The 12,016-nt window shown below is 36.0% G+C and carries 10 protein-coding genes; 1 reads left to right on the top strand and 9 read right to left on the bottom strand.

Annotated elements, in window-relative coordinates:
• Nucleotide 1 precedes the first annotated feature (1 nt).
• From V7Z48_RS12790 to V7Z48_RS12815, 6 genes are all read right to left on the bottom strand, one after another.
• The gene (locus tag V7Z48_RS12790) at nucleotides 2-478 is read right to left on the bottom strand and encodes a MarR family winged helix-turn-helix transcriptional regulator (protein ID WP_334113975.1); all 477 of its coding nucleotides are present in this window, start codon (nucleotides 476-478) and stop codon (nucleotides 2-4) included.
• A gap of 137 nt (nucleotides 479-615) precedes the next feature.
• Nucleotides 616-1,011 (bottom strand): hypothetical protein, encoded by a 396-nt coding sequence (locus V7Z48_RS12795; protein WP_334113977.1) that lies wholly within the window; start codon nucleotides 1,009-1,011, stop codon nucleotides 616-618.
• Nucleotides 1,012-1,105: 94 nt separating this feature from the next.
• Nucleotides 1,106-2,875, bottom strand: a complete 1,770-nt coding sequence (locus V7Z48_RS12800) for an AMP-dependent synthetase/ligase (protein WP_334113978.1) — start codon at nucleotides 2,873-2,875, stop codon at nucleotides 1,106-1,108.
• Nucleotides 2,876-2,994: 119 nt separating this feature from the next.
• Nucleotides 2,995-6,714, bottom strand: a complete 3,720-nt coding sequence (purL, locus tag V7Z48_RS12805; protein WP_334113979.1) for a phosphoribosylformylglycinamidine synthase — start codon at nucleotides 6,712-6,714, stop codon at nucleotides 2,995-2,997.
• A gap of 128 nt (nucleotides 6,715-6,842) precedes the next feature.
• Complete coding sequence (locus V7Z48_RS12810) at nucleotides 6,843-7,928, bottom strand: endonuclease (RefSeq protein ID WP_334113981.1); 1,086 nt, start codon at nucleotides 7,926-7,928, stop codon at nucleotides 6,843-6,845.
• Between the two features lie 17 nt (nucleotides 7,929-7,945).
• Nucleotides 7,946-9,169 carry an RsmB/NOP family class I SAM-dependent RNA methyltransferase gene (locus V7Z48_RS12815; RefSeq protein WP_334113982.1) on the bottom strand — a complete coding sequence of 408 codons (1,224 nt, stop codon included), beginning with the start codon at nucleotides 9,167-9,169 and terminating at the stop codon, nucleotides 7,946-7,948.
• Nucleotides 9,170-9,236: 67 nt separating this feature from the next.
• On the opposite strand from V7Z48_RS12815, the gene V7Z48_RS12820 reads away from it, so the two are divergent.
• On the top strand, nucleotides 9,237-10,283 hold the full coding sequence (locus V7Z48_RS12820) for a WD40/YVTN/BNR-like repeat-containing protein (protein WP_334113984.1): 1,047 nt from the start codon (nucleotides 9,237-9,239) through the stop codon (nucleotides 10,281-10,283).
• 3 nt (nucleotides 10,284-10,286) lie between these two features.
• On the opposite strand, the gene V7Z48_RS12825 is transcribed toward V7Z48_RS12820, so the two are convergent.
• The 3 genes from V7Z48_RS12825 to V7Z48_RS12835 are packed head-to-tail and all read right to left on the bottom strand — an operon-like array spanning nucleotide 10,287 to nucleotide 11,826.
• Nucleotides 10,287-10,736 carry a hypothetical protein gene (locus tag V7Z48_RS12825; RefSeq protein WP_334113985.1) on the bottom strand — a complete coding sequence of 150 codons (450 nt, stop codon included), beginning with the start codon at nucleotides 10,734-10,736 and terminating at the stop codon, nucleotides 10,287-10,289.
• Nucleotides 10,737-10,739: 3 nt separating this feature from the next.
• The gene (locus V7Z48_RS12830; RefSeq protein ID WP_334113986.1) at nucleotides 10,740-11,252 is read right to left on the bottom strand and encodes a hypothetical protein; all 513 of its coding nucleotides are present in this window, start codon (nucleotides 11,250-11,252) and stop codon (nucleotides 10,740-10,742) included.
• Nucleotides 11,253-11,283: 31 nt separating this feature from the next.
• On the bottom strand, nucleotides 11,284-11,826 hold the full coding sequence (locus V7Z48_RS12835) for an RNA polymerase sigma factor (RefSeq protein ID WP_334113988.1): 543 nt from the start codon (nucleotides 11,824-11,826) through the stop codon (nucleotides 11,284-11,286).
• Nucleotides 11,827-12,016: the final 190 nt, after the last annotated feature.

A 12,016-nucleotide genomic window follows, 5' to 3' on the forward strand; every position in this document is an offset into this window, starting at 1 on the left:
TTTAATTCTGCGTTTGCTCATTGTATTTAAGTATGGATTCTTTTTGGTTATATATATTTTTATTTGAAATCATATTATTAACAATTTCGGCCACTTCATAAAAGTTTTTAAGTTGTTCTGGAGACACTTTGTTTTTGATGGCATCATTAAATGTTAATACGCGTTCTTTAGAATAGTCGCGCTTTTCTTTTCCGAAGTCGGTGAGATAGATAAGAACACCGCGACCATCTTCAGGGTTTGGTTTGCGTATGATCAATCCTTTTTCTTCCATGACTTTAAGCGTTCTAGAAAGGCTTGTAGCTTCCATTCCCATTTTAGGCCCTAATGAGGTTGATGGTGTACCATTTTCTGGATCAATACTTAAAAGAGCAAAACCTGTTGCCATTGTGGTATCAAACTTTGCAGCTTCTTCATTATACATTTTATTGACGGCCAACCATGTTGTTCTCAGGACGTAGTCGATGGTTTTATCTTTCATGAAACAGCATTTAAATGTAAAGATAATAAAAAATACTATGCGTGCATAGTATTTGAATAAAAATTATGCGTGCATAATATATTTATTAAAAAAAGCGCCTCGATATGAGACGCTTCTTAAATAAAATGTCTAATTGATTATCCCATTTTACCATTTATAATTCCAGCAATTGCACCGATAATTCCGGTTGAAACAATAGTGATAGCAGTATCCATCGCAAACATTTCATAAGTTGCGCCGCTCATCATTGCCATATTGAAAAAATTGTAAAATAAGGCAATGAAAAGTCCAATCACAGCACCAGCCTTTAAGCCTGTGGTCGCAGTTGATATTTGCGCCCATTTTGTAAAAATGTATGCTACAAAAAGTCCATAGGTAAGACAACCTAGGAAAATCATGAGCATTGTTTGTGTCGTTTCATCTGGTTGCTCTGGGAAAAAATCTACGAAAAGGATGCCGTAAAACAGCCAACCTAAAAGAAAATAAACAATACCGGCTATAATACCGGAAACAAGAAAGTTTTTAGTTTTCATTTTAAATGATTTATTAGTTAGTAAAATAAAAATAACAAAAAAATCAATTAAAACATGTTTGGATTGCTAATAAATTAAATAAGCTGTTAATAAATTACGAATATATCTTTTTGTAAAGTTCTTGATACTTGTTCATAATAATCTCACGTTTCATTTTCATTGTAGGTGTAAGATGTCCATCTTCAATGGACCAAACCTCTTTGGTGAGCTCAAAGCGTTTTATTTGCTCCCACTTTCCAAAGTGCTTATTAGCTTTATCAACTTCCTTTTGTATTCTTTGAATTACAATATCTGAATTTACTATTTCTGAATTTTCTTTTCCTATTTTATAGTTTTTGTAGCTAATCCAATCTTTTATGAAATCGAAATTCGGTTGAATAAATGCAGAAGGCATTTTTTCACCTTCACCAATCACCATAACCTGCTCGATAAAACGGGATTGTTTTAATTCATTTTCGAGCAAAGTTGGTATAATATATTTTCCACCTGAGGTTTTGAACATTTCTTTTTTACGCCCTGTAATTTTCAGGAATCCATCTTTATCAATCTCGCCTTTATCTCCTGTGTGAAAATATTCGCCAGTCATAACACTTGCCGTTTTTTCGTGGTCTTTAAAATAACCAAGCATTACGTTGGGACCTTTAACAAGAATCTCACCGTCTTCGGCAATTTTCACTTCTACATTATTCAAGGGTTTTCCTACCGTACCTACTTTAAAATGTTTGTCTTTGTACATGCCAACAGAAACTACAGGAGACGTTTCTGTTAGTCCATAACCTTCCATGACTTGCATGCCAGCGGCACAAAAAATACGGGTTAGTCTTGGTTGTAAAGCGGCACTTCCTGAAACCATAGTTTGCAGTTCTCCACCGAGAGCAGCTTGCCATTTGCTAAAAATAAGTTTACGGGCGATTTTAAGTTTGAATTCATACCACCATCCGTTAGCACCGTAAGGTTCCCATTTTTCTCCAAGTTCAACCGCCCAAAAGAAAAGCTTATATTTTATACCACTAAGTTCTTCGGCCTTGCCAATAATTTTGTCATAAACTTTTTCGAGTAATCGCGGTACCACACTCATTAAATGCGGTTTAATTTCTTTGGCATTGTCACCAATTTTATCTAAACCTTCTGCGAAATATATTTGGGCGCTTGCATATTGATAGACGTAAATTAATACGCGTTCAAAAATGTGACAAATAGGCAAAAAACTCAGAATTCGTGGTTGCACTTCAATCAAAGGAAGCCTAGGAATACTGTCTAAGGCATTGCTGGTAATGTTCCAATGGCTTAACATGACTCCTTTCGGTTTTCCTGTAGTTCCCGAAGTATAAATAATGGTAGCTAAATCGCGTGGTTTTACGGCATCTTTTCTAGCTTCTACTTCGGATTGATTTTTTGTGTCTTCACCTAGTTTAAAAAGTTCGGAATAGTGCTTGCAGCCGTCGATATGATCAAAACTGTAAACGTCTTTTAGATTTGTATTAGCTTTGATGGCATTTACTTTTTCAAGTACTTCTGCATCGGATACAAAGCAATAAATAGATCCGCTATGATTTAAAACGTACTCGTAATCTTCCGCTGAAATTGTTGGGTAAATCGGTATATTTTGAGCACCAACCTGCAGCACACCGATGTCCATAATGTTCCATTCGGTGCGATTGGTGGTAGAAATAACGGCAATTTTATCGTCCTTATTGATACCTAATTTCAATAATGCTCGGCTAACGGCATTGGCTTTGTCTATATATTCTTGAGTTGACATGGCTTGCCATTCACCATTGTATTTAGTGACCAAGGCATGACTTAGAGATTTGTTTTCAAGCTGATAATAGGGGAAATCAAATAATCGGGTTACTTTAATCATTTTTAAGTTAATTAGATTAATCAGGGATAGATATTACGAAAATAGGAAAATTTACCTTATCTCATTGCAAAAAACCTAAATCTAAATTTAAAAAATCAGTTTTTTTGAATAGAAAAAAATTAATTTTTTTCAATCCACTTCCTCGCATTCACAAAAGCTTCTATCCATGGGGAAGCTTCATCATTTCTCTCTTTTGGATAGTACGCCCAGTTCCAATGAAATATAGAACGTTCAATATGTGGCATGGTAACTAAATGACGGCCAGTTTTATCACACATCATGGCTGTATTAAAATCGGATCCATTTGGGTTTGCAGGATACGCTTCATAACCGTATTTGGCGACAATGTTGTACTCATCTTCAGCTTGTGGAAGCATAAATTTGCCCTCACCATGAGAAATCCATACACCTAAAGTGCTTCCTGCCAAGGATGAAAGCATCACAGAATTGTTTTCCTGAATTTTAACGGATGTAAATCCGCTTTCGTGTTTACCTGAGTCATTATAGGTCATTTTTCCATGACTTTCGTGCTCAGGATTGATGAGTTCTAATTCCATCCAAAGTTGACAACCGTTGCATATTCCTACGGATAAGGTGTCCTTTCTTTTGAAAAAGTTCTTTAAGGCTGAATTGGCCTTTTCATTGTACAAAAATGCACCAGCCCAACCTTTTGCGGATCCTAAAACATCGCTGTTTGAAAATCCACCAACAGCGCCTAAAAACTGAATGTCTTCTAAGTTTTCTCTACCCGAAATTAAATCTGTCATGTGAATATCTTTCACATCGAACCCTGCTAAATACATGGCGTTTGCCATTTCGCGTTCAGAGTTACTGCCTTTTTCTCTAAGAATGGCGGCTTTTGGGCGATTTTCAGAACGGTCGAGTCGCGACTCGACCGAACTAAATTGCGACTCGACCGTGCCGGAAAAATCAAATGGAAATTCAAATTTTAACGGTTGATTTTTATAATTTTTGAAGCGTGCTTCTGCAAGATTATTCTTCGTTTGATGTGTGTCAAATAGATAGGAAGTTTTAAACCAAGTATCGCGTAGCGGTGGCACAGACAGATTGAAAACTGTGTTGTTAATTATAATGCTCAAATCGTCTCTGTTTATAACCTTACCAATTTTGTGATAGGAGATATTGGCCTCATTCAAAACGGTTTCAATGGTATTGTTTTTCGATTGAAACACGATTGAAGCGTTTTCTGCAAACAATATTTTAAGCGGATCTTTCTCGCCTAAATTTGATAAATCTAATTCGGCACCTAGATTGGTATCGGCGAAACACATTTCTAAAAGGGTTGTAATTAAACCACCCGAAGCCACATCGTGACCAGCTACAATTAGATTATTGGTGATGCATTTTTGAATGGTGTTAAAAACAGTTTTGAAATAATCAGTATCCTTAATTGTTGGTGCATCGCAGCCAACTTTACTTAAAGTTTGAGCAAACGAACTTCCACCTAGCTTATAATCGTCTTTTGACAAATTAATATAGTAAATAGCGGATGTTTCATCTACTTCTGATTTTTGAAATACAGGCTCTACCACTTTAGTAATGTCATTGCAATGTCCGATAGCAGAAATAATAACAGTTCCAGGCGATAGTACTTCGGTATCGGGATATTTCTGCTTCATTGAAAGCGAATCTTTACCGGTTGGAACATTAATTCCTAAATCGATAGCAAATTCTGAAATGGCTTGTACGGCTTTATATAAACGTGCATCTTCGCCTTCATTTTTACAAGGCCACATCCAATTAGCAGAAAGCGATACGCTTTTCAATCCATCTTCTAAAGGCGCCCAAATTAAATTGGTAAGCGCTTCGGCGATACTATTTCTACTTCCAGCTTCTGGATTAATTAAACCTGATATGGGCGAATGTCCAACAGAAGTAGCGACACCTTCTTTTCCATTATAGTCCAATGCCATTACGCCCACATTGTTAAGCGGCAATTGTAGCGCACCAACACACTGCTGTTTGGCAACTTTTCCACCAACACAACGGTCTACTTTATTGGTTAACCAATCTTTGCATGCCACTGCTTCTAATTGCAGCACAGCATCTAGATAATCTAAAAACAACTTAGAATCATAGGAAAGCTTGGTGTAATTTCTTTCAATTGAAACATCTTCCATAATAGTTTTTGGCGAACTTCCAAACATATTGGAAAGCGTTAAATCCATTGGTTTACTATTTTTGGATTCAGATTTAAAAGAAAATCTACCATTTCCTGTTACTTCGCCAACTGTGTACATTGGAGCGCGTTCGCGTAAAGCCACAGTTTCAAGAGTTTTTAAGTTTTGGTTACTGATAACCAATCCCATACGTTCTTGTGATTCATTGCCAATAATTTCTTTATCTGAAAGCGTTGGATCACCAACAGGTAGTGCATCTAAATCAATTAATCCACCGGTTTCTTCAACCAATTCGGACAAACAATTTAAATGTCCGCCAGCACCATGATCGTGGATAGATACAATCGGGTTTACATCACTTTCAACCATAGCTCTGATGGCATTGGCTGCTCGTTTTTGCATTTCTGGATTGGAGCGTTGCACGGCATTTAATTCAATTCCTGAAGCAAAGGCCCCAGTATCGGCGCTTGAAACGGCTGCGCCACCCATCCCAATTCTGTAGTTGTCGCCACCAAGAATTACAATTTTATCACCTAATTGAGGAACATCTTTAATGGCTTGATCGCGTTTACCATAACCAACACCTCCGGCTTGCATAATTACTTTGTCATAAGCCATTTTGCGGGGTTTGTTGATGGCTTTATTGTGGGCTTCATCGTGCTCAAAAGTGAGCAGAGAGCCACAGATAAGCGGTTGTCCAAACTTATTTCCAAAATCTGACGCCCCGTTACTTGCTTTAATTAAAATATCTAAAGGAGTCTGGTACAACCATGGTCTGGCTGGCAGATTTTGCTCCCAAGGCTTTAACCCTTCAAGTCTGGCATAGCTAGTCATATAAACAGCTGTTCCTGCCAGTGGCAATGATCCTTTTCCACCTGCCAATCTATCTCTAATTTCGCCACCCGAGCCTGTTGCTGCGCCATTGAAAGGTTCTACTGTTGTGGGGAAATTATGGGTTTCAGCTTTAAGAGAAAGAACGGATTCAAAAGGTTTTTTTACGTAGAAATCTGCTATATCGGCACGTTGTGGTGCAAATTGCGTGACTACTGGACCTTTAACAAAGGCCACATTGTCTTTATAAGCTGAAACAATTCCGTTTGGATGTGTTTCAGAGGTTTTTTTAATGAGTTTGAATAGGGAAGAAGGCATGGATTCGCTGTCTATTATAAAGGTGCCATTAAAAATTTTATGGCGACAATGTTCGCTGTTTACTTGGGAAAAACCAAAAACCTCTGCATCGGTTAATGGACGTTTTATTTTTTTTGAAGTCTGTTCTAAATAGTCAACTTCATCGTCACTTAAAGACAAGCCTTCTTTTTTATTGTAAGCAGCTATATCTAGAATTTCAAGAACGGCTTCTGGTTTTACATCTATGGTAAAAAGGTCTTGATGAAGTTTCGGATATCTTTCTGAAATCATTGGATCGAAGTCCCTGAAGTCTTTATTTACAGCTTGAAATTCTTCAATTCTAATAATATCTGTAATACCCATATTTTGGGTAATTTCTACGGCATTGGTGCTCCATGGGGTAATCATGGCAGCGCGTGGTCCAACAAAAAAGGCGTCGATAGACGCCACATTTATTTTAGGTTGGTTACCAAAAAGCCAAACCAATTTATCGATGGTTTCGGTAGTTAAATTTTCTGTTGTTTGAACAGCAAAAACTTTGGTGTTTTCGTTTCCAAAGAAATGAATCATGAGCTTTGATTTAAGAAAGCACAAATTTAATCCTTTTCCTATTTTTTAACTCATAAATACGACTGAGATTTTTACAGTTATTCACGTTTTTATTAACGGTGAATTCAGAAGTAAAAACGTATTGTAAGTTAAAGTTTGATTATTTTTCTTGTGATTACTGCATTGTCAGATTTTAAACGCACTAAATAAACGCCTTTAGACAAATCCGAAAGATTTAATTTTTGTTGGTTTACAGTGATGCTTTGCATTTTAACCCGCTTTCCTAAAATATCGTAAACTTCAGCTAGAATATCTTCATTTACCAATATTGTTACTTCGTTGTCTTTGGTTGGATTTGGAAATATTTTAATTAATTGAGCAGCTTCAAACTGATTAACAGACAATACATTTTGCCAAATTTCGAATACATATTGAGGGTTATCAATAAAGGGGTTTCTATTGCTCTGGTGATTGAAAACGGCGTTGTTTCTGTCGATTTCCTTTTGACTTACCGGATCGTTAAGGTGCCAATTGTACAGCATATCTAGAGCCCATTGTTCAAATACTTTGTTGCTAGTGCCGTCCAACATACTGTCGCCATCAGTGTCATTAGTTTCCCAAGTACCGATTTCATCTTGATATCGTGTTGCCAAATAGAAAAAGCCTCTCGCAATATCGCCTTTAAATTCATCTGCAGGTTCAAAGACTTGACCAGTTGGACCAGCCAAACTACTTGTTCCTCTTTTTGAACCGTTTAGTGAGGTGTAATTAGCTGAAGCAACTTGGCCGTAAGCTAAATTTCCACGTTCGGCATTCACTTTTTTATCGGTTGGGATAACATTAAAGGCATCTGAAAAAATTGGGTGTGAAGTAACATTGCCAAACCAACTTCTCGGGAACGTGTGCTCACGATTAAACTTATCGCATTCAGTGCTGCCACCAGAACCTGTATCTTGATCTTGAACAAATGTAAAATTGCAATCGCTATACATATCCCAAACTTTTCCGTCGGGTCTTACATCGGATGTTTCGTACAACAACCAAAGTTGGTTGTAAGTTACCGACGTGTCATGAAAAGCTTGACCGTTACCGTCGTTGATATCGTCAATAATATTTTTTAATTGTGTTTTAAGCGTAAATCCTGTTCCTGTGGCAGAATTGTAATAACCATTGGGAATTTGAGCAAACAATGTGCTAGCCAAAAGTAAAAAAATAAAGGTGTAAAGTTGTTTCATTCTCGTTTGATAATAATTTAATTAGAGGTATTTTTTCGTTCCATTAAAGCCATATAAAAACCATCAAAGCCAGATTGGTGTGCAAAAATACTTTTATCTTTTATAAAACTGAATTCTTTTCCGAATTCTGATGTTAAGAAAAGGTCAACTTGCGCTCGATTTTCGGAAGGTAAAATAGAACAAGTAGCATATACCATTTTTCCGCCTGGTTTCAACATTTTTGAATAACTCTGAAGAATTTCTTGTTGGGTTTTTTTAATATTTTCGATAAATTCTGGTTGTAATTTCCATTTGGCATCAGGATTACGTCTTAGCACACCTAAGCCAGAGCAAGGAGCATCAATTAACAATCTGTCGGCTTTATCGTGAAGTTTTTTGATGGGTTTAGTTGAATCGATTTCTTTTAACTCTAGATTAAAAACCCCGTTTCGTTTGGCTCTTATTTTTAATTTTTTCAGCTTACTTACATAAATATCCATGGCGATGATTTGCCCTTTGTTTTCCATGAGTGATGCCATGTGAAGTGTTTTTCCACCAGCACCGGCGCAGACATCCACTACTTTCATTCCGGGTTGAACATCTAAAAATGGCGCTACCAATTGCGATGAGGCATCTTGCACTTCAAACCAGCCTTCTTTAAAAATTTCAGTTTGAAACACATTGGCGCGTTCCTTTAATTTTAAGGCTGAAGGATATTCGTCTAAAAATTCTGTTTCTATCGATTCGGATTGTAACCTTAGCTGTAAATCCTTTTTATTGGTTTTCAAGGTATTGGTTCGTAAAATAACATCGGCTTGCTCGTTTTGCATAGCTATTTCTTTGGACCATATACTTTCGCCCAATTCGCTCACGCCCATTTCATCCATCCAATCGGGAATTGATTCTTTGAATTTTCTAATTTTAGACAATTCGTCAAAACGACCTTTTATTTTCCGAGTTGGGGTATTTTCAAAATATTTCCAAGCTGGAAATTTAATACCTTTCAGTGTTGCCCACACGGCAAACATGCGCCATATATTATCGCGATCGAAGGGTTCTTTAACTTCTGCGATTTCAGCGTATAAACGTTTGTATCTCACAATTTCATAGGTGGTTTCAGCCACAAAGCCACGGTCACGACTTCCCCAGCGTTTGTCGCGTTTTAAAAGTTCTTGAACTACTTTATCGGCATAGGCATCTTCATTGAAAATCTTGTGTAAACCATCAATAACTGCAAAGCATAAATTTCGGTGTAAGCGCATTGTTTTTTATAATTATAAGGGTACAAAGGTACATTTAATTAGCTATTTTTGAGTAAACTTTTGTGTAATGCGATTATTACTAATTTTTCTTCTTGGAATAACAATACTATCATGTAAAAAGGATAAAACTACTGATTTTAAAATTTTTACTGAAGTCACCATTACGCCAATTTTAACCGATTCACTTCTAAGTGTTAGAGCGATTGATATTTTGGATGATGGCAATCTGGTTTTTGCTGCAAATAATGGAAGGTTCGGCATGTATAACGCAGCAAATGAACAATGGCAAATCGGAACTAAAAATTACGATTTTTTAAATCTTCAGTTTAGAGCGGTGGCGCATACTGCGACGGATTTTTTTATGTTAAGTATTGAAAATCCAGCTTTATTGTTTAAAACTGGTGACACCGGAAGTATGGAATTGGTTTATAAAGAGGAACATCCGAATGTTTTTTATGATGCTATGATGTTTTGGAATAACACTGAGGGTATAGCAATCGGCGATCCTACAGACAATTGTTTAAGCATCATTATTACCCGAGATAGTGGCAATACTTGGAATAAATTAGAATGTGAAAAACTTCCAAAGATTAAAGATGGTGAAGCTGCTTTTGCGGCGAGCAATACTAATATTGCGATAGTTAATGAACATACATGGATTGCCACTAGCGGAACAGCAAGTCGTGTTTGGCATTCTCCAGATAAAGGCAACACCTGGCAAGTTTATGATACGCCCATCCTACAAGGGACAGCAACAACAGGAATATATTCCATTGATTTTTTTGATGAAAACAATGGTTTTGCTATTGGTGGGGATTATACCAAACCTAATGATTCAATAGCAAATAAAATTAGAACTATTGACGGCGGAAAGACATGGCAAGTTATGGCCAACGGATCTGCGCCAGGTTATAGAAGCTGTGTTCAATACATACCAAATGGTAAGGCAAAAGCGTTGGTTGCTGCTGGTTTTAAAGGCATCAGTTATTCTAATGATTCTGGTGAAAGTTGGTCACAATTGAGCGATGAAGGATTTTACACCATTCGATTTATCAACGATTCCACAGCTTTTGCTGCTGGAAAAGGGCGCATTGCTAAATTGAAATTTAAATAGAATTTAATTTTTCTTATTGCGGTATTCTTCGCGACGTTTTTGCATTTCTTGAAGCATACGACGGTTAAACTGGTCTTCGGTTAATTTTAATAGGATTATTTTTTTAGCAGGTAAAACCGTTTTTAAATCTTTAAGAAATTTTTTGCGCAGTTCCAATTTTTCGGTTTCCGAATTCAACATCGAATCTAATATATTATTTGCTTCTGCATCTGTTAAGTTGTCAATATTAAAATCGGCTCGCTCCATTCTTGTTTCTTTACGAAGTTGCACATTGGCATCTTCAAAAGCATTGTAAATAGGCCAAAACTGCTGTGCTTCGGGCTGGGTAAGGTTTAATTTTTCAGTAATAAACGCAATTTTAAGTGATTTAATACGGTCTCTGCGGTCTTGGTTTTGTGCGAAGCCAGCAAGTGTAAAAATGCAGACAAAAAAAGTAATTATAAATAGTTTCATAGTTTAATCAATTATAAGGTCTTGAAGATTAGCAGTATTCATTAAATACGTTTCAATGGCTTGGTCCGAAATGGTTTCTTGCATTATAAGTTCTGAAGATAACTCATCGTCACTTAATAAACTTGCAATATCGTTTGTAGTAAAATCGGCTGTTTCAATATAATAATGAAGGGTTGCGAGTTCTATAGATTCGAAATCTAATTTTTTTTGAGTGTTGAAAATATAGCTGAACATCAAAATTACGGCTGCAGCGATACTTGCTGTGTATGCTAAATTTTTAAACGTTAATAATTTAATGACCTTTACAGGTTGAGACGACTTGGCAATATTAATAAGATAGTTATCAACATTTTCAAAATAAGCTTCAGGGATTTTAAATCCAGTTGCGTTTGCTACATCCTTCTCAGAATTTAAAGCTAATTTTTGGAATAAATTATCCTCAAAGGACTCGAAATAGTTTTTCGGAACCTTAAATCCATTGGATTTATACTGAGATATGTTTTTATTACTTTTCATCGTTACTAAGACTTCTTTTTTATACAATAGTTTAATCGGTAATCAGGTATTTTTCAATTTTGGTTTTCGCCAAATGGAAGGATGTTTTTAAGGCGCCTTCAGATGTTTCTAAAATTTCTGACATATCCTTGTAACTAATATCATCAAAATATTTCATATTAAATACCAACTGTTGTTTGTTGGGTAGCGTAGCAATGGCTTTTTGAAGTTTTAGCTGAATGGCATCGCCTTCAAAATACACATCAGATTCTAGCTTATTTATTTGCTGACTTTGATATTCGTCAGAACTTAAATGCAAATGTTTTGCGTTGCGCTTTAAATGGGTTATAGATTCGTTAGTGGCAATTCGGTACATCCAAGAAAATAATTTGCTTTCCCCTTTAAAATTTTGAATATTCTGGAAGACTTTTATAAAAGTATTTTGAAGCACATCGTCGGCATCGTCATGAGTGACAACAATTTTTCTAATATGCCAATACAATCGCTCTTTGTAAGCACTTACTAAAAGCCTGAATGCCTTCTCTTTCGAAGCTTCTGATTTTAGAGATTGTATAAGTTCAAGATCGTCAATCACACTTAATATTTGCAGTTAGACTCAACAAGTTACAAAAAGTTTAAATTGGAAAAGTTATAAATTTTTAAGTAATTGAAAACTAAAATAATAAGAAATTTTTTATCGATAAAATACAAATAAATACGATAAAATGCATATTTTTCTTGTTTTGTATTAAAATATGTTATATGTTTACATCGTCTTAACCTAC

Source organism: Paucihalobacter sp. (assembly GCF_036825875.1).
GTDB lineage: Bacteria > Bacteroidota > Bacteroidia > Flavobacteriales > Flavobacteriaceae > Paucihalobacter.